We start from the raw sequence: 24,892 nt of genomic DNA on the forward strand, positions 1-24,892 counted from the left end.
GCTCCTCCTTTATTTCGCGAAAAAGAGCCCCGTATCGACGTGAGCGTTATCAGAGCACTGGTTGATCGGCGATCACCAGCAGCGTGTCCAGGTGCGAATGACACCGGGTGCTCCCCGCAGCGAAATAAAGGAGGAGCGAAGCGGGGGACATTCGCGGAGGGGAGCACCCGGTGTCATTCGCACTCGCCCCGAATGAACCCGAACGAACCCGAGCCCAAGCACGCGCATAACACAGCGCGAGGCGACATCACCCAGATGGCCGGCTGACACGAAGGGGTAGACATCGTTCCTGCAAAATGCGGCGATGCCCCACAGCGTTTCCCTCATCAACACGATCGCCGCCGGCCTCGGGCTGGCGCTCGTGTTCGGCTTCTTCGCAGCCAAGCTGCGGTTGCCGGCACTGGTGGGCTACCTCCTGGCGGGCGTGATCATCGGCCCCTTCACACCGGGCTTCGTGGCCGACGCGGAGATCGCCGCACAACTGGCCGAAATCGGCGTGATGCTGCTCATGTTCGGCGTCGGCCTTCATTTTTCCCTCGACGACCTGCTGGCGGTGCGCAAGATCGCACTGCCCGGCGCGCTGGCGCAAATCGCGGTCGCCACGCTGCTCGGCGGGGCGCTCGCCCTGTGGTGGGGCTGGAGCTGGGGCGAGGCGCTGGTGTTCGGCCTCGCGCTCTCGGTGGCAAGCACCGTCGTGCTGCTGCGCGCGCTCGAAAGCCTGGGCATTCTGGATTCGTTCACCGGCCGCATCGCCATCGGCTGGCTCGTGGTCGAAGACCTGGCGATGGTGCTGGTGCTCGTGCTGATGCCACCGCTGGCGAGCACGCTGGGCGGCCATGGCGCGCAGCCGGGCGAAGTGGTGGCCCCGCTGTGGCAGACGCTGGGGCTCACGCTGCTGCAGGTCGGCGGCTTCGTCGCGCTGATGCTGGTGGTCGGGCGGCGCGTTTTCCCCTGGATCCTCTGGCAAGTCACGCGCACCGGCTCGCGCGAGCTGTTCACCTTGTGCGTGGTGGCTGCAGCCGTGAGCATTGCCTTCGCCTCGGCGGCGCTGTTCGGCGTGTCGTTCGCGCTCGGTGCCTTCTTCGCCGGCATGGTGATGCGCGAGTCGGAGTTCAGCCACCGCGCCGCCCAAGAGTCGCTGCCGCTGCGCGACGCTTTCGCCGTGCTGTTCTTCGTGTCGGTCGGCATGCTGTTCGACCCCTCGGTGCTGATCGAGCGGCCACTGCAGGTGCTGGCGGTGGTGGGGGTGATCGTGCTGGGCAAGTCGATCGCGGCCTGCGCGCTGGTGCTGGTGTTCCGCTACCCGCTGGGCACGGCGCTCACGGTGAGTGCGAGCCTGGCCCAGATCGGTGAGTTCTCGTTCATCCTGGCCGGCCTGGGCGTGTCGCTCGGCCTGTTGCCGGTGGAGGGGCAGAGCCTGGTGCTGGCGGGCGCGCTCATTTCCATCGCGACCAATCCGCTGTGGTTCAGCCTGATCGCGCCGATGCAGAAGTGGCTGCACGCCCATTCCTCGTTCGCGCGCGGGCTCGAATCGCGCGACGATCCGTTGGCCGAACTGCCCATGACCACCGAGGCCAAGTACCTGTCGCGGCAGGTGGTGCTGGTCGGCTACGGCCGCGTCGGGCGCCGCATCGCGGCCGAACTCGAGGCGCACGACATTCCCTATGTGGTGGCCGAGCAGAACCGCGAACTGGTCGAGAAACTGCGCGAAGCCGGCATCGCGGCCGTGTGGGGCGACGCGGCCGATCCGGCGGTGCTGATCCAGGCGCACGTTGCGCGGGCCCGCGTGCTCGTGGTGGCCACGCCCGACACCATGAACGTGCGCCAGATGATCGAGACCGCGCGCACGCTCAACCCGACGATCCAGACCGTGATCCGCAGCCACAACGAGCAGGAAGCCCAGTTGCTGATGCAGGAAAGCGCCGTCACCGTCTTTCTCGGCGAGCATGAACTGGCCCAGGCAATGGCCCGCGATGTGGTGCAACGGGCCGTGTCGATGGCCATGCCGGCCTCGGTGGCTTGATCCGACCCAGCCCCGACTCAGGTTCAGAGGTCTTCGATGACCAGCAGGCGGTAGCGCTGGGCGATGGAATAGGGCACGGTTCGCACCAGTTCCATCAGCCGCTCGGCCGTGGCGCCGTCCTTGGTCTTGACCAGCAGGCCCGTGTGGCCGTCGCGCGCCAGCTTGGTGAATGCACGTACCGTTGCCGCGTCGGTGCCGGGTGAGGGCAGGGGATCGCTGTAGGTCTTCACGGTCGGCGTGATCTCGGCCAGCACCGTGTCCGCGGGAAGCAGATAGACCTCGTCGCCGCTCATGCCTTTTTCGATCAGGCGGTGGCCGATGCGGTCCGCGTCTTCCGCGCTGGGGAACATCACCATCGAGTAGCCGGTCGGATAGAAAGCGCCGCCAACGCTCGATCGCATGCGGGTTTCAAGAATGAACTGCTTCATGCTGCCTCCTGGTTTCCATGAGGTCCCTGGCAACAACATTAGGTCGCGCGGCGCACAAGCGCTGTAGGAGAAGCCCGGAAGCTGTCAACCGCGCGTGTTCCTCGTTCATTCAACGGTGATACCACCTGCATTTGCCATGCCCTCAGCCAGAAACATCGCACTCACCGTCCACGAACTGGAGGAAGGAGAGTTCTATTGGGTCTTGATGGAAGCGGTGGAAGACGTGCCGGGCGAAACCACCCACGTCTACACGCCGCTGGAAGCTGCCCCCGAGCCCTATGCCACTTATTCGAACGCGCTGGTGGCGGGCGTGGCCGTGATGCGGCGGCTGTTCGGGCCGGACGGAAAAACGCGCTGAGCCCCGGGCGGCGGCCCTTCGCAACAGGCCGCTCCCTATAATTCTGCGGTTCCGGTGTGTTAATTTTTATTAACTGCACCGGTCACCACGGTTCGAAGGTGCCCCGCATGCCATCCATTGGTCTCGGGGTTAAACGGGAAGCAGGTGCGCCGCGTCATCACTGACACGGCCATTCCTGCGCTGCCCCCGCAACGGTCAGCGGATCTGGAAACCCTCACGCGCGTGCCCCTTTTTCTGGCATGTGCAGTCACTGCGCTTCGGCGTGGGAAGGCGAGGGTTTCGGCTTCGATGCGCATTTAGCGCGTCGAAGCGCTCCGCGAGCCCGGATACCGGCCTTCGCAACCGCCTTCGGACGCTGCGGGAGTGCGTGTCCGGGCCTGCCGTTTGCGCCACCTTCGCGTGCACCGGCATCGCCCGTTCGCACCTCTTCCCACGTCCTCGATCGGTCAGGAGCCTGCGGGGACGCAGGTCGGAGGGGATTTCAAATGGGTCAAGCATCGCCAGCGCGCGATCGCACGGGCGCGCCACTGCAATGGGCGCGCCTTTCGGGTCTTTCACTGGGGCTGGGACTGGCTTTCGGGCCTGTTGCCGCCTTCGCGGAGACGGGAGAAACGACGGGCACAGGCGGCAACAGCCTGGCGCCCGTGCAGGTCGAGGCCAGCCGGCACACGCCGCTGGCCATCGACGAGCCCGCGCACACCGGCAGCCGCCTCGGTCTCACGCCACTGGAAACGCCAGCCAGCATCGAGGTGCTGAGCGGCGACACCATCCGTGCGCGCGGCGATGTCTCGGTGATCGACGCGGCCACCCGCGCCACCGGTATCACCGGCTCGCCCGCCCCCGGCAACGGCGGCACGTCGATGGCGGCGCGCGGCTTCTCGGGCCACGGCTCGGTGATGCAACTGTTCGACGGCACGCGCCTGTACGCGGGCGCGGGCACCGTCACCTTTCCGTTCGACACCTGGTCGGTCGACCGCATCGAGGTGCTGCGCGGCGCGGCATCGGTGATGTTCGGCGAAGGCGCCATCGGCGGTGCGATCAACGTCGTGCCCAAGAAGCCCACGCGCGGCCCGATCCAGAACGAAGCGCTCGTGACGTTCGGCTCCGACGCCACGCGGCAGGTCGCTTTCGGCAGCGGCGGGGCGATCAACGACAAGCTGTCGTACCGTTTCGATATCAGCCATCGCAAGACCAACGGCTTCATGGCGCGCGGCGAGGCCGAAAGCCTGGCCGTGGGCGCTGCCGTGCGGTTGGACGTGTCGCCGCAATTGCAGTTCACGCTGTCGCACGACGAGGGCCGCCAGTCGCCGCAGCGCTACTACGGCGTGCCGCTGATCGACGGACGCCTGAATGACCAGACGCTGCGCCAGAACTACAACCTCGACGACTCGGAGCTGAAGTACCGCGACAAGTGGACCCGGCTCGACGCCCAGTGGACGCCGAACGATGCGGTCACCGTGCGCAACCAGCTCTACCGGCTGGAGAGCAAGCGCCACTGGCGCAACAGCGAGACCTACACCTTCAACGCCACCACCCGCCGCGTGACGCGTGGCGACTACCTGGAAATCGGCCACGACCAGGAGCAAATCGGCAACCGCACCGACGCCACCTTCCGGCATTCGCTGCTCGGCATGGCCAACCAGGTGCTGGTGGGCTTCGACATGAACCGCATCGACTTCCTGAATTCGAGCGACACGCCCTACGGCGGCCGCTCGGTGGTCGATCCCTTCGTGTTCCAGCCCGGCTACTACGCCTCGCCCGTCGCCTACCTGCCGCGTTACAAGACCAAGACCAGCACCTACGCCTTCTTCACCGAAGACAAGCTGGCCTTCAACGAACAGTGGTCGGTGGTCGGCAGCCTGCGCTGGGACCACGCGAAGGTGTCGCGCGTCGATCAGCAGAACCTGTCGAGCCGGCTCGACAAGACCTTCGAGTACGCCACCGGCCGCCTCGGCGTGGTGTATGCGCCCGACGCCTCGCAGTCCTTCTATGCCCAGGTGGCGCGCGCGGCCGATCCGCTGACCTCGCTGATCAGCACCTCGGCCACGCAGGCGCCGTTCGAGTTGAGCACCGGCCGGCAGGTCGAGGTGGGCTACAAGCGCCAACTGGCCGAGGGTCGTGGCGCCTGGACCGTGGCCGCCTACCGCATCGAAAAGACCAAGCTGCTGTCGCGTGACGCCAGCGACCCCAGCAAGACCCAGCAGATCGGCAAGCAGTCGTCCGAAGGCATCGAAGCCACGCTCGACCTGGCGCTGACCTCGACGCTGCGGCTCGAAGCCAACGTCGCCAGGCTGCGCGCGCGCTACGACGACTTCAACGAGATGGTCGGCAAGTCGCTGGTCTCGCGCGCGGGCAACACGCCGTTCGGTGTGCCCGAAGCAGCGGCGAACCTCTGGCTCAACTGGCGCTTCCTGCCGCAATGGGAGGCCGATTTCGGCGTGCGCTACGTGGGTTCGCGGCAGGTCGACACGGCCAATTCGCGCAAGATCGGCGCCTACACGGTGGCCGACGGCGGCGTGAGCTGGCAGGTGAACCCGTCGATGAAGCTGGCGCTGCGCGGCTACAACCTGACCAATCGCAAATACGCAGTGTCGTTCTCTAACAGCGGCAACCAATGGCTGCTGGGCCGGCCGCGTTCGTTCGAGCTGTCGGCGCTGGTCAACTTCTGAGCACGATCATGACTTCCGCATGGCGCCGCGCCTGGCCCCGCCTTCGCTATTGGCTCTACTGGACGCACCGATGGCTGGGCATCGGCGGCTGCCTGCTGTTCGTCATGTGGTTTGTCTCGGGCGTGGTGATGATGTACGTGGGCTACCCCACGCTCACCGATGAAGAGCGGCTGGCCGGGTTGGGGCCCTTGCGCTTCGAGCAGGCGGTGGTGTCGCCATCTGCCGCGCTGGAAGTGCTGCCCCCGGCTGCGCGCGCGCAGCCGCCGCGCCGCATGGTGCTGGAAGTACAGGGCGGGACCACGCCCGAACCTGTCTGGCGCATCGTCGATGCGCGAGGGGGCCGGCACACCATCTCGGCGCGCGACGGCCATGCGCTCGGCCCGGTCGATGCGGCGCAGGCCGAGGTCATCGCGCGCGGCTTCTCGGGCCAGCCGGGTGCACATTGGGCCGAGACGCTGGAGCGCGACCAGTGGACCGTGCCGCAAGGGCTGAACCCGCTGCGCCCGCTGCATCGCATCGAAGTCGGCGATGCGGCCGGCACCGAGCTGTACGTGTCCTCGCGCAACGGCGAAGTGGTGCGCGACACCACGCGTTCGGAGCGCTTCTGGAACTGGCTGGGCTCGGTGCCGCACTGGATCTACTTCACGCCGCTGCGGGCCGACCCGCCGCTGTGGCACGAGGTGGTCGTGTGGCTGTCGGCGGCATGCATCGTTTCGGCGGTGACGGGCATCGTCATCGGCATCCTGCGGGTTCGCCTGCGGAGGCGTTTTCGCAACGGCGCGGTCACGCCCTACAAGGGGTGGATGGCCTGGCACCACATCGCCGGGTTGATCGGCGGCTTCTTCGTGCTCACGTGGATCATCAGCGGCTGGCTGTCGATGAACCCGAACGGCTGGTTCCAGCGCGGTCCGGGTGATGCGGCGGCGATGGCGCGCTACACCGGCGCAGGGGCGTCACCGTTCCCATGGCCGCCAGCTTCGTTGCCGGCAGGCGAGGGCGCCGCTGCACCGCGCGAGGCATTGCTGATGTGGTTCGACGGCCGGCCTCTGCTGCAACTGCGTGACGCACAGGCACGTGTGCGCGTGCTCGATGCCGTGACAGGTGCCCCGGCCACCATTGGCCGCGACAACATCGTGCGCGCCGCTGCCCGCCTGCGCCCCGGCGCTGCCGTGGCACAGGCGACGCTGCAGACGCGCGAAGACTTCCACTGGTACGGCCATCACCGCGAGCGTGTGCTGCCCGTGTGGCGCCTCGAATTCGACGACGCCGCGCGCAGTTGGATCTACATCGACCCTGCCAGCGGACAAATCGCCGGCAGCAACGACAGCAATTCGCGCCTGCGCCGCTGGCTCTTCAATGCGGCGCACAGCCTCGACTTTCCCTGGCTCATCCAGTACCGGCCGGCCTGGGACATCGTGGTGTGGCTGCTGTCGATCATCGGCGCCGTGGCCTCGGCCAGCGGCGTGGTGATCGGCTGGCGCCGGCTGCGGCGAAAGCCTTCGCCCCGGGAGCGCGGCGCGCGCCTCGGCGTTCATGACGGGGCTTGCGCGAGCAGGCCCATCAACTAACAATCAACTTTCGCACTGCGGTGCAATTCAGGAGGTGCCAGATGCACATCGAACCAGGTCTCGTCGACGGATCCAAGATTTTTCTCAGCTACGCGACAGCAGCCGCTGCGCTGGCCTACACAGGCAAGGTGGCCTTCGACACCTTCATGAAGGACGGCCCGGCTGCCCTGGTGCTGCGCTCGGCCATTGCCGTGGCGCTGGTGTTCTGCTTCTTCGAAGTGCTGCCGCATCATCCGGTGGGCGTGTCCGAGGTGCACCTGATCCTTGGCACGACGCTGCTGCTGGTGTTCGGGCTGGCGCCCGCGTCCATTGGCCTGGCGGGCGGGTTGCTCATCCAGAGCCTGTTCTTCGAGCCACAGGACCTGCCGCAGTACGGCATGAACGTCACGACCTTGCTGGTGCCCTTGTTTGCGACTGCTGCGCTGGCGCAGCGGATCATTCCCAAGAATATGGCCTACGTGGACCTGAGCTACCAGCAGGCTTTCAAGCTCTCGGTGGCCTACCAGGGCGGCATCGTGGTCTGGGTCGGCTTCTGGGCGCTCTACGGACGCGGCACCGGGCTCGAGAACATCGGTCAGATCGCCAGCTTTGGCGCGGCCTACATGACCATCGTGCTGGTCGAGCCGCTGGTCGACCTGGGCGTGCTGGCCGCCGCCAAGGGCTGGCGTCGCCTGCAGGGAACGGCTTTTGTCGAGCGCCGTTTGTACAGCAGCGTCTGATTCAGGCCCACTTTCACTTTCTCGCGGGCACCTTGGCCCACCCCGGCCGCTTTGCGGCGATCGCATCCATGCGCTGATCGCTGGCGGGCCGCTGGGCCCGTGGTTCCCGCGCTCCCATCTCCTGGCCATCGGCGCCTGAAAGAATCCATTCCATGACCCCAAGCAACGCCAAGATCCCCGTCACCATCGTCACGGGCTTCCTGGGCAGCGGCAAGACCACGCTGCTGCGCCACATCCTCGGCAACGCCGAAGGCCGCCGCATCGCGGTGATCGTCAACGAGTTCGGCGAACTCGGCATCGACGGCGAAATTCTTCGCGGCTGCGGCATCGGCTGCGACGACGAAGGCAACGAGCGCGAAGGCGCGCTGTACGAACTGGCCAACGGCTGCGTCTGCTGCACCGTGCAGGAAGAGTTCCTGCCCGTGATGCTGCAACTGGCCGAGCGGCGCGGCGATATCGATGCGGTGATCATCGAGACTTCGGGTCTGGCGCTGCCCAAGCCGCTGGTGCAAGCCTTCCAGTGGCCCGACATCGCCAACATCTTCACCGTCGACTCGGTGGTCACCGTGGTCGACGGCCCCGCCGCCGATGCGGGCCAGTTCGCCGCGAACCCGGAAGCCGTCGACGAAGCCCGCCGCGCCGACCCCAACCTCGACCATGAATCGCCGCTGCACGAGCTGTTCGAAGACCAGCTTTCGGCCGCCGACCTCGTGGTGCTCAACAAGACCGACCTGATGGACGACGCCGCGCGCGCCCGGGTCGAGGCGCTGGTGCGCGAAGAACTGCCACCCGAAGTGAAGATCGTCGCCGCCACCGAAGGCAAGTTGCCACTGGCGCTGCTGCTGGGCCAGGGCCGTGCGGCCGAAGCCACCATTCACCTGCGCGAAAGCCACCACGACCACGAGGAAGACCACGACCACGACGAGTTCGACTCGCTCGTGATCGAGCTGCCGCCGGTCGAGCGCGACAGCCTGCTGGCCGTGCTGGCCAAGCTGGTCGAGCAGCACGCCATCTACCGCGTGAAAGGCTTCGTCGCCATTCCCGGCAAGCCGATGCGCCTGCTGGTGCAGGGCGTGGGCCGCCGCTTCGACCACCACTTCGACCGCCGCTGGCGCGATGGCGAGGCGCAGCGCACGCGCCTGGTGTTCATCGGCGAAGACCTCGACGAAGCGGTGCTGCGCCAGGCGCTGGAGGGCGTCGCCGCCGTTCCGGCCTGACCCGATGCACCTGCTGAGCACCCAGCCCGGACGCTTCGTCGAAGACGACAGCGTCGTCACCCGGCTCGACCAGACGCCCGGCGACATCGTGGTGCTCAGCTCGGCCGACACCACGCTCGCGCTGCTCGCCGCCGCGCGCACGGCACTGGCGTCCACAGACCCTGGCTATCCGTCGCTGCGGCTGGCCAACCTCATGCACCTGCGCCAGCCGGCCTCGCTCGACCTGTACATCGACGAGGTGCTGCAGCATGCGCGCGTGGTGGTGGTCGACCACCTGGGGGCCGAATCGGCCTGGGCCTATGGCCTGCAGCAGCTTGAAAAGCTGGCCAAACGCAAGGGCCAGCAGCTCGCGATGTTCTCGGGCGACCTGCAGGAAGACGAAGACCTGCTCGCGCGCAGCACCGCGCCGCGCGAGGTGAGCCGCCAGCTCTGGCAGTACATGCGCAGCGGCGGTGCAGGCAATGCGATGCAGTTCCTGCGCGCCGTGGCTTTCCACGGCCTCGGCCATGGCGATGCGCCCTTGCCGCCGCGCAGCCTCCCGCAAGTGGCGCTGCATGTGCCGCGCGGCATCGACGCTGCCCACTCGGTGGCCGGCATCGACGACCTGCGTGCCGGCTGGCATGCAGGCGCGCCGGTGGTGGCACTGGTGTTCTATCGCTCGCACCTGCTGTCGGGCAACACCGTGGCCTTCGATGCGCTCGCAGCCGCGCTCAGTGCCGAAGGGCTGAACCCGTTGCCCGTCGCGCTCGATTCGCTGAAAGACCCGCTGTGCATGTCCGCATTCCGCGGCCTGTGCAGCGAGCACGACGTGCAGCTCGTGCTCAACACCACCGCCTTCGCCGCGTTGGGGCAGGGCTCGCAGAACGCAGAAGGCGAGGCCATCGCACTGGCAGGCGATGCACCGGTGCTGCAGGTGATCGTGAGCGGCGGCAACCGCGAAGACTGGCTGGCCGACAGCCAGGGCCTGCGCCCGCGCGACATTGCCATGCAGATCGCCTTGCCCGAAATGGACGGCCGCATCATCACGCGCGCCGTGAGCTTCAAGGGCCTGTCGCACCGCTGCGAACTCACTCAGACCGAAGTGGTGAACTACCAGCCCGAGCCCGGCCGCATCGCCTTCGTGGCCGAGCTGGCGCGGCGCTGGTGCCGGCTGCGTAGCCTTGCCGTGGCCGACAAGCGCATCGCGCTGATCCTGGCCAACTACCCCGGCAGCGAAGGGCGCATCGGCAGCGGCGTGGGGCTCGACACGCCGGCCTCGGTGATCGCAATCCTGCGGTCCATGCAGGCCGAAGGCTATGCGCTCGGTGAGCCCGATGCGTTGCCGGCTGATGGCGATGCACTGATGCGCAGGCTGCAGGAAGGCATCGCCAACGATCCTGCGCAGTGGGCCGCGCGCCCTGCGTGGCAGAGCTATGCGCTGGCCGACTACTGCGCTCGCCTCGCGGCTTTGCCCGAGGGCATGGCTGCCGCCATCGATGCGCGCTGGGGCAACCCCGAACAAGATCCGATGGTCCGGCAGGGCCGCTTCATGATTGCCGGGCTGCGGTTGGGCCGCGTGTTCGTCGGTATCCAGCCGGCGCGCGCACTTGGCAAGCTGGGGGCCTCCGACTATGCGAGCTACCACGACGCCGAGTTGGTGCCACCGCACAGCTACCTCGCGTTCTACTTCTGGCTGCGCGATGCCTTCGCCATCGACGCGGTGGTGCATGTGGGCAAGCACGGCAACCTCGAATGGCTGCCGGGCAAGAGCATCGCGCTCTCGCAGACCTGCTGGCCCGATGCGATCCTCGGGCCGCTGCCCAACGTCTATCCCTTCATCGTCAACGACCCGGGCGAGGGCGCGCAGGCCAAGCGGCGCACGCAGGCGGTGATCATCGACCACCTGATGCCGCCGCTCACGCGCGCCGAGAACCATGGCCCGATGCAGGACCTGGAGCGCCAGGTCGACGAGTACTACGACGCACTGCTGGTCGATGCGCGGCGCGCCAGGGTGCTGCGCGCGCAGATCCTCGCTGCCGTGCGGGCGCAGCATCTGGTCGATGAGCTGGACATGCCCGGCGCGGAAGACGACGCCGTGCTGGCGCGTGTCGATGCCTACCTGTGCGAGCTGAAGGAAACACAGATCCGCGATGGCCTGCACGTGTTCGGTGCCTCGCCACAGGAACGGTTGCGGCGCGACACGCTGGTGGCGTTGGCGCGCTATCCGGCAGCGGATGGCGTGGGGGCGAATGCCGGATTGCTGGGCGCTCTGGCGCGTGACCTGCTGCCGGGTGACAGCTTCGACCCGCTCGACATCGACGCAGCCAAGCCCTGGCAGGGCGCGCGACCCGCGCTGCTGAAATCGGTCAGCACCGACCCGTGGCGGCATCAGGGCGACACGCGCGAGCGGCTGGAGCTGCTTGCACAGCGTCTGCTCGAAGAGGGCGTTTCTGCTGGAATGCCGCAGACCGCTGCGGTCATGGCGCGCATCGCGCAGACGCTCGCGCCCGCGCTTGACGCCTGTGGCGCGCAGGAACTGTTGCAACTCTCCCGCGCCCTGCAAGGCCGCTTCGTGCCGCCCGGCCCGAGCGGATCGCCCTCGCGCGGCCGCCCCGACGTGCTGCCGACCGGCCGCAATTTCTACGCGGTCGACACCCGCGCCATTCCCACGCCCACGGCCTGGATGCTGGGCCTGAAGTCCGCTGCGCAACTGGTTGAACGCCACATGCAGGAGCATGGCGACTACCCGGTGGCGATGGGCCTGTCGGTCTGGGGCACGGCCACCATGCGTACCGGCGGCGACGATCTGGCGCAGGCCTTTGCGTTGATCGGCGTGCGGCCCAAGTGGGCGCCGGGCAGCCAGCGCGTGGTCGATTTCGAGGTGCTGCCCACTGTGGGCCTCGGGCGTCCGCGCATCGATGTCACGCTGCGCATCTCGGGCTTCTTTCGCGATGCCTTCCCCAACGCCGTGCAGATGTTCGATGCCGCCGTGCAGGCCGTCGCGTCGCAGGAAGACGAAGACGCCGAGCGCAACCCGATCCGCGCGCGAATCCTGCGTGAAGCCGCCGCGCTCGAAGCACAGGGCCAGTCGCCCGAATCCGCACGCCTGCAAGCTGGCTGGCGCGTGTTCGGCTCGGCACCCGGCAGCTATGGCTCGGGCCTGCAGCCGCTGTTCGACCATGGCGACTGGCAGACCGACGACGACCTCTCCAACGCCTACGTCGGCGGGAGCGCCCACGCCTACGGGCAGGGCAGCGACGGCGTGCCGGCCGCCGACGCGCTGGTGCGCCGCCTGCGCGCCATGAACGTCGTCATGCAGAACCAGGACAGCCGCGAGCACGACCTGCTCGACTCCAACGACTACTACCAGTTCCAGGGCGGCATGGCCGCCGCCGTGCGCCACCTGAGCGGGCAGCAACCAGCCATGTACCACGGCGACCACGGCAACCCGCAGGCGCCACGCGTTCGCACGCTGAAGGAAGAAATCAGCCGCGTGATCCGCTCGCGCGTGGTCAACCCCAAGTGGATCGATGGCGTCAAGCGCCACGGTTACAAGGGCGCCTTCGAGATGACCGCGACCGTCGACTACCTGTTCGGCTTCGACGCCACCGCCCGCGTGGTCGGCGACCACCAGTACGCGATGGTGGCCGACGCCTACGTGCTCGATGCCGGCACCCGCGACTTCGTGAACGCGCACAATCCGCGCGCGCTGCACGACATGCTCAGCCGCCTGCTCGAAGCCATGCAGCGTGGCCTGTGGCAGTCGCCCGGCGACTACAAGAACCAGCTAGAAAACCTGCTGCTCGACCACGAGCAGCAGATGGAAGGATCGACCCGATGACCATTGCCGCGCCCATGCCGGTGCCTTTTCCCTTCGCCGCGATCAGCGGCCAGCCGCAGTTGCGTCAGACGCTGCTGCTGGCGGCGGTCGATCCCGGCCTGGGTGGCGTGTTGATCGAAGGGCCGCGCGGCACGGCCAAGACCACGGCGGCGCGTGCACTGGCCGAGCTGCTGCCCGGTGCGCCTTTCATCACACTGCCGCTGGGGGCCAGCCTCGAAAGCCTCGTGGGCACGCTCGATCTCGGCCATGCGCTGGCGGGCCATGAACTCAAGTTCGCGCCCGGCCTGCTGGCGCGCGCGCATGGCGGCGTGCTCTACGTGGACGAAATCAACCTGCTGCCAGATGCGCTGATCGACTCGCTGCTCGACGCGGCGGCCAGCGGCGTGAATGTGGTCGAGCGTGACGGCATCTCGCACCGGCATGCGGCGCGCTTCGTGCTGGTCGGCACCATGAACCCGGAAGAGGGCACCCTGCGCCCGCAACTGCTCGACCGCTTCGGCCTGTGCGTGCATCTGCGCAACATCGAGAACGCGGCCGAGCGGCAGGCCATCGTGCGTGCGCGGCTTGCGTTCGACGTTGACCCGCATGGCTTTCGCGCGACGCATGCGGCGGCCGAAGCTGAACTCGCTTCGGCGCTGGTCCGCGCACGCGCCCTCGTGGCCGATGCATCGGCCTTGCCTTACGGCGATGCGGTGCATGAAGCGGTCGGCGCGCTGTGCATTGAAGCGGGCGTGGATGGCTTGCGTGCCGACCTCGTGATGCTGCGTTCGGTGCGAGCGCTGGCCGCATGGGACGGCGCGACAGCCATCACGACCGATCACGTGCAACGCGTGGCGGAGGCGGTGCTGCTGCATCGTCGCAAGCCTGAAGCGGCCGGTGCGCCTGCTGCTACCTCACCAGCGCCAGCGCCTTCTTCGCAAGCCACCGGCAACGGATCGAATCATCAAGCGACTGGCAATGACAGCGCCGGCGAACAGGACTGGGGCGCCATGCCGCCCGAGCCCGTCGGCATTGAACGCGTGAAGCCGCTGCGGCCGCTGATCCCGTCTCAAACGCCTTCGCAGGCCGCCCCAAAAAAAGCCTGAGCCTCCGGGATACCGCACCCGCTGGCGCACGCCAGGGTGACCGGAGGCAGGGCACGCAAAGGGACGCCTGGCATGGCGCCGCAGCCAAAGGCACGGCCTTCGACTGGCCGCGCACGCTCGTTGCCCGTGGTGCGGGCGATCTGCGCGCGGAACACCTGCGCCACCGCCCGAAGCAGGCGCGCAGCGGCGCGCTCCACTGCTTCCTGCTCGACTGCTCGGCCTCGATGCGCAAAGACGGCAATCTCGCACGCGCCAAAGGCCTGCTGCTCGCGCTGATGCAAGAGGCCTATCAGCGCCGCGACCACGTCGCGTTGCTGTGCTTTGCCGGCGATGTGGTCGAGCTTCGCCTGCCGCCGCGCCGCGCCAGCGCCTGGAACGACGACTGGATCGCACCCATCGGCGCCGGCGGCGGCACGCCGCTCGCGCTGGGCGTGGAGCGTGCCGAGCAATTGCTGGTTCGCAGCGAGGCGCGGCAGCGCTGGCTGTGGCTGCTGACCGATGGCCGCACCAGCGAAAGCCCCGCACGGCCAGAAGCGGCCGATGTGGCGTGCGTGGTGGACTTCGAGGCGGCGCGCATTCCGCTGCATCGTGCACAGCAGTTGGCCGAACGCTGGCAGGCGCGCTACCTGGTCGCCGACCGGGCCGATTGACTCACAAGACCCGATGGTGCGCCGTCGGGCGCATCGATCGGCCTTCGCGCCAAAAGCTCATCTGCCGCAGGGCTAAACGGGGCAGGACTTCCCTTCGATACTGCCGCCGGACCAACCCAAGGAAACAACATGGCAGCAACAAGGCGCGTGGTGCGCGAAGGCGCGTTCAGGAAGATCATTGCCGACGGCGTGCAGGTGGGCGACACCATCTACCTGTCCGGCCAGGTGAGCGTGGACGGCGAAGGCCGGACCATCGGCGCCGGCGACACCGCGGCGCAACTGCGGCAGGCCTACAGCAACGTCCGCGCGGTGCTCGAATCCTTCGGCGCGACCATGGCCGACATCGTGGACGAGACGGTTTTCGTGACCGACATCGAAGGCTTTCTCGCCGATGCCGATGGCCTGTTCGCCTTGCGCGCCGAGATGTTCGGCGGCGAGCCTCAGATCTCGCAAACGCTGGTCGAGGTGTCGCGCCTGGGCAGCGCCGACTGGCTGCTCGAGATCAAGTGCATCGCGAGAACAACTGCCCCCTGAAGGCCTGAAGGGCTGAAGGACTTTTCTGCCGGGAAGTTCGAGTACCGTACGGCATGTTTTTGAAACCCTGCTTCCTGGCCCTTGCATTGACCCTGGCCATGCCCGTTTTCGCGCAATCCGCACAGCCGTCGGACGCTGGGGATTGCAAGGCGCAGGAAGCGGCGCTCGAGAGCGACGTGGATCTGGCCCGCGCCAGGGGCCAGATGCTGCGCCGGCGAGAGCTGGCCGACGCCTTGAGCGCGTTGCAGCTGCGTTGCAAGACGCCTGCTCCGGCGACGAGCCGCGAAGCGCGCATCGAAAAGCTGGAGCAGGAGATCCGGACGCTGCGCTCGGAACTCGATCGCGCCGAGGCGCAATTGCGCGATCTGAAGAACGGATCGCCCTGACGGCTACTTCACCACGGGAGCCCGGTGAGCGGCGTCGTGTGGTCGGAAACGGGCTTTGTCGGGTCGGCTGTCGCGGCCACTGCGTCTTTCTCTACCGGCGCCAGCATCGTCCCCCGGCAATTCGGCGAGCCGCAGTGGCAGGGGTACTTCGAGGGCGGCGAGCCGTCATCGGCTGTCAGCGAATAGTCGATGAACAGCTCGTCGCCCGCATCCACCGAAACCAGCGTCTGGAACTTGAGCACCAGCTCGCCGGCGTCGTCGTATTCCTCGACGGCCTCGCAGTTCGGCTCGCAGGAGTGGTTCAGGTGGCGGGTGGCGTTGCCGCCCTTGGCACCGTCGATGGTTTCCTGGTTCGTCAGCGTGAACAGGTAGGTGAGCTGGTCGTCCCAGACCTTGGTGGCGATTTCCTGCTTCGAATAGCGGCGGCCTTCGTAGAGGCCGAGGAAGGCTTCGGCCGGCAGGTCGCGCGTGGCGAAGGCGCCGAGGCCGTGAACGCCGCTGGGGCCCACCCGGACGAAAGGCGTGGACGAGGTTTGCTTGCGATGCTTCATGTGGGGGACGGGGCGTTGTTGCCTGGCTTGAGGGTCAACGCCATCTCGATCTGACGGATGACAGTGGTTGCGCCGCGCGCGATCGCTGCGTTGGAAATTGGGCTGTGCGCGGGCTCGTCGACCAGTCGCCAGCGGGTGCCGGGGCGCGCGATGGCCAGCGCGTCCAGCAGGTCGTGGGCAGCGGCTTCGTCGACAGCGGCGGCGTCGAACAGCGTGCCTTGGGCATCGCCCATCGGCGCCATGACGGCATAGCCGACGACTTCCGTGCCGCGCCGCACGCCGAGCGTCACCGCGCCTTCGTGGGCGAGGGCATCGCGCACGGTCGGCAGTTCGCGTCGCCATGTGGGGCGCGACAGCGCGCTGCAGGTGTCGTGAACGGCCACGAGCTCCGCCGCGTCGAGTGCGCCGCCGATGCCTGCTGCGCGCGCCTCGAAGGCCCATTCAAGAACGTCGAGCGTCCGGGCTTCCTCGAAGCCGGCTTGCCGGTAGAGCACGCGGGCCGCGTTCTGCTCGATGACTTCGAGAAAGGCTTGGCCAATGCGTGCCGCCGAAAAGGCCCTGATCTGCGCTTCGATGAGTTGCCTGGCCAGCCCCTGCCGCCGGTGCGCGCTCGCGATGCCGAAGCCCGCGAGGTAGGCACGCCCGTGCCTGCGGCCGGCCAGCGAAATGCCGCGGGCCACGCCGTCGATGGCGACAACGCGGGACAGCGCCAGGTCGACTTCGCCGCGCCGCAGGTGGCGCTCGAAGCGCTGTTCGTCGAATGAGATGGGGACGAAGTAGCCCTCGTAAGCCTGGTTCCAGAGCGCGGTGAGTTCGCCGCGCGTGAAGCCCGTAGCGGGGGCGACCGCCATGCCAATCTTGTTCATTGCCTGCTGTGGGTGGGAGTGAGGTCAGGCGACCGGAAGGGTCGCCACGAAACAGGTGCCGCCGGCCACGGACGAGGTGACTTCCAGCGTGCCGCCGTGCGCGGCGACGATTTCCGTGCAGATGTAAAGCCCCAGCCCCAGCCCGCCGCCGGGCTTGCTGTTCTCGGGGCGCCAGTAGGGCTGGAAGATTTTCGGAAGATCGTCCGGGGAGATCGGTGCGCCGCCATTGGACACCGAGAGAACCAGCCGGTCGCCCGCGACTGCGGCACGCACGACGATGGGCACGTCTTGCGCGCCATGCGCCACGGCATTGCCCAGGAGGTTCGACAGCACCTGCTGGATGCGCCCCTGATCGCAACGCACCACGCCGTTGATCGACAGCTCGTCCCGAATGTCCAGCGTCGGGTTGGCCGCCCGGACTTCGTCGATCACATCCTTGAGCCCCGGTGCCAGGAAGTCGGCCTCGCGCATCACCAGGCCCATGCCGGAGCCCAGGCGCACGCGGGCGAAGTCGAGCACGTCGTCGATCAAACCCGACATGCGGCGGGTGCTCGACTTGAGCCGCGTGCCGAGCTTGACGAGGTCGGGCTCCGTCTGGCGGCGGATCAGCAGTTCGGCTGCCGCGCCCACCGAAGACAGCGGGTTGCGCAGGTCATGGCCCAGCACCGCGATGAACTGCTCGCGCAACTCGGCCGTGGCGCGCTCGGACTGCAGGGCCGATTCGGTGCGCTCCTGCCGGTCTTCGTTTTCGAGCTGGCGCGCGATCAGGTCGGCGAAGGCGGTGAACATCGCCACGATGCGCGGGTCCGACACCGCAGCGGGCCGGGGATCAATGGCGCACAGGTTGCCGAAGTACTCGCCGTTGGTGTGGACGATGGGCACCGAGATGTAGCTCTCGATGTTGTACAGGCGCGGCGTGTGGTGGTTGAAGTACACCGGGTCGGTGCTGGCATGATCGATCACCACCGGCAGGCGGGCCGCGCGCGATTCCTTGCACAGCGTGGTTTCCACCTTGAGCTGGCCGCCGGGTTTCAGGCCGAAATGGATGGTGTCTTCCACCGCGCATGCGGTCCAGGTGCCATCGGTCACGCGGGCCACGGCGGCAAAGCCCATGCCGGTGTTCTGGCAGATGATCTTGAGCAGTGTCGGCACCGCGCTGATGCGTCCGACGGCCGCAACGTCCCGCGCGATGGCCTCGTCGGTGTCGACGAGGACGACAGGCGCGAGAGGGTCGGAGGCTGGTTTCAAGGTTCGGGAATGGTACGTCAGGGGTTGCGCCGTGGAAGGAACGTGGTCAAGGCTTCGGGTCGCCCAGCGACGCCAGGCAGCCCACGATGGCGTCGGCTGCCTCATCCAGCCGGGGCCCGGGCCGCATCATCAGGTCGAAGCGCGCCGAGGCAAAGCTGCAGACCCGGCCGCGCTTGATGGCGGACATGGCCGACCAGCCGGGCCGCGCGGCCATGGCCGAGATTTCGCCGAGCGCCGAGACCATCAGCACGTCCGGGTCGGCGCGCACCACGAATTCGGGGCTCATCTTCGGGAACGGTCCGAGCGTGCCAGGTACGGCGTTGGCCAGGCCGAGGCGGGCCAGCGTTTCGCCGATGAAGGAGCTTTCGCTCGCCGCCGCCACGCCGCCGTGCACCTCGAAGTACACGCGCCGTCCCTGCCAGCCTGCGGGCACGCGCGCACGGGCCGCGTCGAGTCCGGCGTCAAGCTTGCGCCAGAAGGCCTCGCCGGCGCCGGGGCGGCCGGTGGCACGGGCCACGGTTTCCATCACGCGCCGCATGTCGGCATGGGTCTTGGCGTCGAGCGCCAGCACCTTGATGCCCAGGCGTTCCAGCGGTTCGGCGGCGCGGCTGCGCGGGCGCAGCAGCACCAGGTCGGGCTTGAGCGCGACGATGCGCTCGATGTTCGCGTCGTCGATGCCGCCCACCTGCGGCAGGCCCTTCACCGATGCCGGCCAGTTGGCATGGCGGTCGATGCCCACCAGCCGGTCGCAGGCATCGAGCGCGCAGACGGTCTCGGTGAGCGAGGGCATCAGCGACACGATGCGTTTTGCCGGCGCCTGCAACTCGAGCGTGGTGCCACGGTCGTCTTCGAGGCGGATTCCGGCGGCGTGGGCTGCCGAGCCGAGGCCCAGCGCCACGAAGGCCGCGGCCTTCGCGATCCGTCGAACGGTGGTGGTGAGCGGCTGGCGCCCGTGCGGTGGTTGCGGGCTGGGGTTCGGCAGGGCAGGGGCATTCATCGGGCGGGCGTTGGAAGCCCGCCTATTGTCGCGGCGTCTGCATGCGCACCAGCCGCGCCGCTTCTTCCATGCGCGCGTCGTCCACTTCGCGCAGCACATTGCTCAGGTCGACCGGGCCGGTCTCGCGCACGAAGCTGCCCGTCAGTTCCGTTTCGGGACGCAGCAGGCCGCGCTCGTACAACTGCCAGATCTCGTCGCCGTAGTGCGTCTTCAGCAGCGCCGGAGCGAACTGGCCGAAGAAGTTGCGCAGGTTCTCGACATCGCGCAGCAGCATGCGTTTGGCGTGGTTGTTGCCCGCTGCATCGACCGCTTGCGGCAGGTCGATGATGACCGGGCCGTCTTCGGCCAGCAGCACGTTGAACTCCGACAAGTCGCCGTGCACGACGCCGGCGCCCAGCATGCGCATCACTTCCTTGAGCAGGCTGGCGTGGTGCCGCACCGCGTCTTCGGGCGTGAAGACCACGTCGTTCAGGCGCGGGGCGGCGTCGCCGTTGGCATCGGTCACCAGGTCCATCAGCAGCACGCCTTCGAGGAAGTTGTGCGGCGTGGGCACGCGCACGCCGGCGGCGGCCAGGCGGTAGAGCGCATCGACCTCGGCGCTTTGCCAGATGGCCTCGGTCACCTTGCGGCCGAAGCGCGTGCCCTTGGCCATGGCGCGCGCCTCGCGCGTGTTCTTGACGCGGCGGTTCTCGGTGTAGTCGACGGCCTGGCGGAAGCTGCGCTTGTCGGCCTCCTTGTAGACCTTGGCGCAGCGCGTTTCCTCGCCGCAGCGCACGACATAGACCATCGCTTCCTTGCCGCTCATCAGCTGGCGCACCACGCTGTCGATCAGGCCTTCGTCGATCAGTGCCTGGAGTCTCTGGGGTGCTTTCATTGTTGGGCCTCCTGTTCCCGTGAAGCCAGGGGGCGGCTCGAGAGGTAGGCCCTCAGGCTTTCCGTGCCGATCTGGTAGACCCCATCATGCCTGTGCGCGACGAAGCCCAATTGGTGGTTGATGGCGAGCATGGGGGCGTTGACCTCTGCGTTGTTGGTGATGGCCATCGCGACCTGCGGATGGCGTTCGTGCACGAGCCGCAGCATGGCGGCCTTCACGGCCTTGGCCAGGCCCTTGCCGCGCCAGGGGCGGGCGACCGCCGTGAGGGCCTGCCACATGCGGTCGGGAAGGCGCGGATTCCAGCTGGCGTCGCAGACGGCGGCCAGTTCGTCGCCATCGAGCAGGAGCACGAGGAAGTGCTCGCCGCCCCGAAGATCGAGATCGGCATACCACGCGAGGAATCCTTCCAGCTCATAGCGCATCGGGCCTCGGGCGAGTGCGCTGGTCGGGGCATCTTCGAGCAGTGTCGAAAGAGGCGCCATCAGCGCTTCGAGCCTTTCGAGCGGGACGCGGCCCACGTGGATCTCGGTGCGCAGGCCGCGGTTCGTGGCAAGGGCCTGCGCCTGCCATTGGCCCAGCGCTTCCCAGTCGAGACCGTCGAAAGACAGGCGGTTCTCGATGGCGCGGTGTTTCTCGACCGCGCCGATGGTGCGTAGGAAGGCGTGCCCTTCAGGCAGGTGCGCCCTGAGGGTCGCCGTGGTCTTGCCCTGCGTTTCCATCAGTGCCAGCAACGCACGCAGCAGCGTGCTCGCAACGCCTTGCCGCCGATGGGGACGCAGCACGCCGCCCCAGGCCTCGACGAACGGCGCGAGGGCTTCCCAGTCGGGCGTGCCTTCCTTGCGCGTGCTCATGCTCACGCTGCCGATGAACCGGCCGTGTTCGTCGGCGGCCATCACGCGGTGTACGACGTGCAAGGGCGTGGGCCGCAGCACGTTGAGCCGTGTATCGGCATCGCTGACCGTGGGATCGCCCGGAGCGTCTTCGGCATTGCGAACGCGCCAGTAGCCGAGGAAGTTGTCCCACTGCGCCTCGGATGCGCACGGGGGATCGAAAACAGTGGTTGCGAAATGCCGCGAATGCGCGACACGTTGTTCAAGCATGGTGAGCCTTGATTCGGAAATGAACGGATCGCGGCCAGCACGAGGTCGTGCGGGCGGCAACGTTGGAATCGGTGGCGGTTTGTCTCGGCGGCGAAGTGGCCGCGAGGCTCGGACCGGGTGCGCCCGTCAGGGGCGCGTGCTACGCAGGGGGCGCGTCAGCAGTCAGGGCCGAGGATGCACGACAAACCGTACGGGAGTAGGGGCATGAATTGCAGTGTTTTCCATCGCGCACCTCCGGTCTGGGTTGTTTGTCGAGGCGTCGACTGTAGCGGGGATGCCGTGTGCTGTGAAGCGCGGTGTGGTGTTTTGGTGCACGCGGCCTCACGCCTGGCGCTGCTGCCACAGCACGTCCAGCACGTGCTGCGTGGCCTTCTCGATGGCCCCGGCATGGTGGGCAATGGCCAGGGGTCGCCACAGCGCGGGGCGCAGCGCCAGCATGCGCACGCGCGGGTTCGTTTGCGCGGCATCCAGCGCCTCGTGCGGCAGCAGCGTGGCGCCGTAACCGGCGGCCACCAGGCTCTTGATGGCGTCGTTGTAGTTGAGCTGGATGCGCGCCGTGGGTTGCTCGCCCGCCAGCGCGAACCATTCGCTGGTCAGCCGCGAGAGGCTGGTGCCCTTGTCGTTGAGGATGAGCGGCTGGCGCGCCAGCCAGTGCGGCGTGGCCCGCGTGGGCGACTGCCACTGGGCCGGCACGAAGGCCATGACCGGGTCGCGGCGCCAGGGCACCACCCGCACGCCGGGCGCGGGCGACTGCGGCAGGGCCACCAGCCCCACGTCCAGCGTGCCGCCGGCCAGGCGGGCCATGGTGTCCTGCGAGGTCAGCACCGCCACCTGCACGTCGATGCCCGGGTGCTGCTGGCCCAGCACCTCCAGCGCCTGCGGCAGCAGATGGGCAATGGCCCCGGTGGAGGCGCCCAGCCGCACGCGGCCGGCAAGGCCCTGCACCTGGCGTTGCACCAAGGCCAGCGTTTCATCGGCGTCCGCCAGCAGGCGTTGGGCACGCTGTACCAGCGCCTCGCCCACGCCGGTGGTGCGCACCTCGCCGCGCTTGCGCAGCAGCAGCGGGGCGCCCACCTGTGCCTCCAGATCGGCCACGTGCAGGCTCACCGTGGGCGCTGCCAGATGCAGCACGCGAGCGGCTTCGGCAAAAGAGCCCAGCTCGGCAATGGTGACGAGAGTCCGCAATCGGTCCAGGTTCAGTTCGCGCATGTGATTCAGAAATTCTGACGCTGACGGTTGTGAAATTCAACTTTTCAAATTCTAGGGTGCATCGCAAGATCCGGCACTTCTTCGATTGCCTTCCGTTTCAACGCCTTACCAGGAGCACCCCGCATGAGCGCACCGCTTGTTTTCATCGATGGCGACCAGGGCACCACCGGCCTGCAGATCCACGAACGCCTGAACGGCCGTACCGACCTGCGCCTGTTGACCCTGCCCGTGGACGAGCGCAAGAATCCCCAGCGTCGGGCCGAGGCCATCAACGCTTGCGACATCGCCGTGCTGTGCCTGCCCGACGGGCCCGCGCGTGAAGCAGCGGCCTCCATCACCAATCCTGCCGTGCGCGTGATCGACGCAAGCTCTGCCCATCGCACCGATGCCGGGTGGGTGTATGGTTTTCCCGAGATGGGTGGCGGCCAGGCCGAGCGCATTGCGAGCGCCCATCGGGTGACCAACCCCGGCTGCTACCCCACGGGCGCGATTGCGCTGTTGCGCCCGCTGGTGCAGGCCGGGTTGTTGCCTGCGGACCACCCGATCGCCATTCACGCTGTGTCGGGCTACTCCGGTGGCGGGCGGGCCCGCGTGGAGGCGCATGAAGCTCCCGCTGCCAGTGCGCCGGCCTTCCAGGTCTATGGCCTGCGCCTGGCGCACAAGCACACGCCCGAGATCGAGCGGTATGCGGGCCTGTCGGCGCGCCCGTTCTTCCTGCCCGCATACGGATCGTTCCGTCAGGGGATCGTGCTCACCATTCCCCTGCAACTGCGCACATTGCCTACTGGCACCAGTGCCGAGCAGTTGCATTACTGTCTGCAGCAGCACTACGCGGGTCAGCCGCATGTGGAGTTGACAGGTCTCGCAGAAGCCGAGGCCGCCGAGCACCTGGACCCCGAAGCCTTGAACGGCACCAACCAGTTGCGCCTTTCCGTGTTTGCCAATGCGCAGCACGGACAGGTGCTGCTGACGGCCGTGTTCGACAACCTGGGCAAGGGGGCGTCGGGTGCGGCTGTGCAGAACCTGGATCTGATGCTGCGGCGCTTGGTTGGCTGAGTCCGCGCTTGCTGTTCAGGGCGACACTCACGCCGACACGGTGCTCTTTTTCGCGAATGTCCCCCGCTTCGCTCCTCCTTTATTTCGCGAAAAAGAGCCCCGTATCGGCGCGAGCGTTGGACAGAGCGGTCGTCGATCGCAGGATCAATCAGAGCGTGCCCCAGTGCGAATGACACCGGGTGTTCCCCGCAGCGAAATAAAGGAGGAGCGAAGCGGGGGACATTCGCGGAGGGGAGCACCTGGTGTCATTCGCACTCGCCCCGAATGAACCCGAACCCGAACCCGAACAGCCGCGCCTCAATCATTCGCATCCGTCGACCACCGCCCGGAACACGTCGATCAGCTCCGCCTCGTCCTGCTGCGCGCCATAGTCACTGAGCTTCGCGATGACGGCGTGGTGCCTGGGGTTGACATAGACATACTGGCCGTAGACGCCGATCGCGGTGTAGTCGCCGTTCTTGTCGTAGCCGGGTGGGTGCCACCATTGCGCCGCGTACATCCAGCCCGGCTCCGCCTCGGCCACCGGTGTGGCGATCCGGGCCATCCATGCCGGTGAGATCAGCGTCCGGTCGCCGACCTTGCCACCGGCAAGCACCAACAGGCCGAGCTTGGCGAAGTCTCGCGGCGTGGCGTTCAGGTTGCCGAATCCTCTTTCAAGTCCGTCGGCGTGATCGAGGTTCCACGTTGCGTCGTCCTCTGCACCGAGCGGCTGCCACAGGCGGCGTTCCAGCACTTTCGCCAACGGCTCGCCTTCCACGCGCGCCACGATCATCGACAGATATTGCGCGTCGACGCTTCGGTATTCCGACCGCACGCCCGGAGCGAATGCGAGCGCACGGTTCTTCATCAGATAGCCGGGGAGATCGGTCGTCACCTGCATGCCCGCGACGCCGGTGAAGGGCTTGTACTCCGAGTAGTCCTCGGTCATGTCGATGCCGCTCTTCATGTCGAGCAGGTCCCTGATCGTGATGTCGTCGAACTTTCCGCCGGCAGCGAACTCAGGAAGCACTGCCACGAGCTTCGTGTCTTCCGACAGCTTGCCCTCGCCGACAAGCTGCCCGATGAGAAGGCTCACGACCGACTTGGCGACAGACCACGAGGACGTGCGGGACGTCTTCTTGTCCGGCGTGCGATACCACTCGTTCACCAGTGTCCCGTGGCACATGACCAGGAACGCATTCGTCTCGGTCGCTTGCAACACGCTCACGATGTCTACGTTCTTGCCTTTCCACGGCACAGTCTGCGGCAGGACCTGCAAACGCTCGGGAATGGGCCGTGGCTGCGACGAGGCCGCGATCGTCCGGGTGTCGTAGAGCGCCTCTACCTCGGATCGTGGCGTGAACAGGAATCGGACGAGGAACACCGGGTTCTTCATGCCGATTGCCGCTGTGAGTGCGAAGCCGCCAACGAGCACAACCAGTATGGCGGCCGCGACGATAAGCGTCAGCCTGCGGCCCCGCCGACGATGGTGCGCAGGCCTGTGTGCTTCGGTTGAAATGCCCATATGTACTTCTTGCCGGGTGCACCGATGAGC

21 protein-coding genes and 1 riboswitch are annotated in these 24,892 nt (G+C 67.6%); of the genes, 12 read left to right on the forward strand and 9 right to left on the reverse strand.

From position 1 onward, the window contains the following. Positions 1 to 304 precede the first annotated feature (304 nt). Positions 305 to 2,023: a YbaL family putative K(+) efflux transporter gene (ybaL, locus tag H7F35_RS25995; RefSeq protein WP_187109428.1), complete on the forward strand. Its 1,719-nt coding sequence runs from the start codon at positions 305 to 307 to the stop codon at positions 2,021 to 2,023. A gap of 23 nt (positions 2,024 to 2,046) precedes the next feature. Here ybaL and H7F35_RS26000 read toward each other — a convergent pair whose 3' ends face one another. Further along, a complete protein-coding gene (locus H7F35_RS26000; protein ID WP_187109429.1) occupies positions 2,047 to 2,451 on the reverse strand; it encodes a hypothetical protein in 405 nt (134 codons plus the stop codon). 136 nt (positions 2,452 to 2,587) lie between these two features. Between H7F35_RS26000 and H7F35_RS26005 the strand changes: the two genes are divergently transcribed. The 10 genes from H7F35_RS26005 (at position 2,588) to H7F35_RS26050 (ending at position 15,457) form a co-directional block, all read left to right on the forward strand. Beyond that, positions 2,588 to 2,809 carry a hypothetical protein gene (locus H7F35_RS26005; RefSeq protein WP_187109430.1) on the forward strand — a complete coding sequence of 74 codons (222 nt, stop codon included), beginning with the start codon at positions 2,588 to 2,590 and terminating at the stop codon, positions 2,807 to 2,809. Between the two features lie 79 nt (positions 2,810 to 2,888). Beyond that, positions 2,889 to 3,162: riboswitch (cobalamin riboswitch) on the forward strand. Positions 3,163 to 3,294: 132 nt separating this feature from the next. Next, positions 3,295 to 5,478, forward strand: coding sequence for a TonB-dependent receptor (locus H7F35_RS26010; RefSeq protein ID WP_187109431.1), 2,184 nt, complete (start codon positions 3,295 to 3,297; stop codon positions 5,476 to 5,478). An 8-nt stretch (positions 5,479 to 5,486) separates the two neighbouring features. Then, positions 5,487 to 7,046 (forward strand): PepSY domain-containing protein, encoded by a 1,560-nt coding sequence (locus H7F35_RS26015; RefSeq protein ID WP_187109432.1) that lies wholly within the window; start codon positions 5,487 to 5,489, stop codon positions 7,044 to 7,046. Positions 7,047 to 7,087: 41 nt separating this feature from the next. Beyond that, positions 7,088 to 7,765, forward strand: a complete 678-nt coding sequence (locus tag H7F35_RS26020) for an energy-coupling factor ABC transporter permease (RefSeq protein ID WP_187109433.1) — start codon at positions 7,088 to 7,090, stop codon at positions 7,763 to 7,765. A gap of 152 nt (positions 7,766 to 7,917) precedes the next feature. Beyond that, entirely contained in the window at positions 7,918 to 8,982 is a 1,065-nt protein-coding gene (gene cobW, locus H7F35_RS26025) for a cobalamin biosynthesis protein CobW (RefSeq protein ID WP_187109434.1), read from the forward strand. A gap of 4 nt (positions 8,983 to 8,986) precedes the next feature. Continuing rightward, entirely contained in the window at positions 8,987 to 12,802 is a 3,816-nt protein-coding gene (gene cobN / locus H7F35_RS26030) for a cobaltochelatase subunit CobN (RefSeq protein WP_187109435.1), read from the forward strand. Beyond that, positions 12,799 to 13,887 carry an ATP-binding protein gene (locus H7F35_RS26035; RefSeq protein ID WP_187109436.1) on the forward strand — a complete coding sequence of 363 codons (1,089 nt, stop codon included), beginning with the start codon at positions 12,799 to 12,801 and terminating at the stop codon, positions 13,885 to 13,887. The genes cobN and H7F35_RS26035 overlap by 4 nt, the downstream gene beginning before the upstream one ends. A 140-nt stretch (positions 13,888 to 14,027) precedes the next feature. After that, a complete protein-coding gene (locus H7F35_RS26040) occupies positions 14,028 to 14,537 on the forward strand; it encodes a vWA domain-containing protein (protein ID WP_410010802.1) in 510 nt (169 codons plus the stop codon). Between the two features lie 129 nt (positions 14,538 to 14,666). Beyond that, the gene (locus H7F35_RS26045; protein ID WP_187109437.1) at positions 14,667 to 15,071 is read left to right on the forward strand and encodes a RidA family protein; all 405 of its coding nucleotides are present in this window, start codon (positions 14,667 to 14,669) and stop codon (positions 15,069 to 15,071) included. 53 nt (positions 15,072 to 15,124) lie between these two features. Further along, positions 15,125 to 15,457, forward strand: coding sequence for a DUF1090 domain-containing protein (locus tag H7F35_RS26050; RefSeq protein ID WP_261803353.1), 333 nt, complete (start codon positions 15,125 to 15,127; stop codon positions 15,455 to 15,457). A gap of 8 nt (positions 15,458 to 15,465) precedes the next feature. On the opposite strand, the gene H7F35_RS26055 is transcribed toward H7F35_RS26050, so the two are convergent. The 7 genes from H7F35_RS26055 to H7F35_RS26085 form a co-directional block, all read right to left on the reverse strand. After that, the gene (locus H7F35_RS26055) at positions 15,466 to 16,008 is read right to left on the reverse strand and encodes an SET domain-containing protein (protein WP_261803354.1); all 543 of its coding nucleotides are present in this window, start codon (positions 16,006 to 16,008) and stop codon (positions 15,466 to 15,468) included. Continuing rightward, positions 16,005 to 16,874 carry a GNAT family N-acetyltransferase gene (locus tag H7F35_RS26060; protein WP_187109438.1) on the reverse strand — a complete coding sequence of 290 codons (870 nt, stop codon included), beginning with the start codon at positions 16,872 to 16,874 and terminating at the stop codon, positions 16,005 to 16,007. The genes H7F35_RS26055 and H7F35_RS26060 overlap by 4 nt, the downstream gene beginning before the upstream one ends. A gap of 24 nt (positions 16,875 to 16,898) precedes the next feature. Then, positions 16,899 to 18,122, reverse strand: a complete 1,224-nt coding sequence (locus tag H7F35_RS26065) for a GAF domain-containing sensor histidine kinase (RefSeq protein WP_261803355.1) — start codon at positions 18,120 to 18,122, stop codon at positions 16,899 to 16,901. A gap of 46 nt (positions 18,123 to 18,168) precedes the next feature. After that, positions 18,169 to 19,119, reverse strand: coding sequence for an ABC transporter substrate-binding protein (locus H7F35_RS26070; RefSeq protein WP_187109440.1), 951 nt, complete (start codon positions 19,117 to 19,119; stop codon positions 18,169 to 18,171). Between the two features lie 22 nt (positions 19,120 to 19,141). Then, a complete protein-coding gene (locus tag H7F35_RS26075; RefSeq protein ID WP_187109441.1) occupies positions 19,142 to 19,993 on the reverse strand; it encodes a PA4780 family RIO1-like protein kinase in 852 nt (283 codons plus the stop codon). After that, entirely contained in the window at positions 19,990 to 21,093 is a 1,104-nt protein-coding gene (locus H7F35_RS26080) for a GNAT family N-acetyltransferase (protein ID WP_187109442.1), read from the reverse strand. Before H7F35_RS26080 ends, H7F35_RS26075 begins: the two co-directional genes overlap by 4 nt. A gap of 321 nt (positions 21,094 to 21,414) precedes the next feature. Then, on the reverse strand, positions 21,415 to 22,302 hold the full coding sequence (locus tag H7F35_RS26085) for a LysR family transcriptional regulator (RefSeq protein ID WP_187109443.1): 888 nt from the start codon (positions 22,300 to 22,302) through the stop codon (positions 21,415 to 21,417). Positions 22,303 to 22,425: 123 nt separating this feature from the next. Here H7F35_RS26085 and argC point away from each other — a divergent pair, with 123 nt between their 5' ends. Further along, positions 22,426 to 23,358, forward strand: a complete 933-nt coding sequence (argC, locus tag H7F35_RS26090; protein WP_187109444.1) for an N-acetyl-gamma-glutamyl-phosphate reductase — start codon at positions 22,426 to 22,428, stop codon at positions 23,356 to 23,358. 301 nt (positions 23,359 to 23,659) lie between these two features. On the opposite strand, the gene H7F35_RS26095 is transcribed toward argC, so the two are convergent. Then, positions 23,660 to 24,862, reverse strand: coding sequence for a serine hydrolase domain-containing protein (locus H7F35_RS26095; RefSeq protein ID WP_187109445.1), 1,203 nt, complete (start codon positions 24,860 to 24,862; stop codon positions 23,660 to 23,662). Between the last annotated feature and the right edge of the window lie 30 nt (positions 24,863 to 24,892).

Source organism: Variovorax sp. PAMC26660 (genome assembly GCF_014302995.1).
In the GTDB taxonomy this organism is placed as follows: Bacteria; Pseudomonadota; Gammaproteobacteria; order Burkholderiales; family Burkholderiaceae_C; genus Variovorax.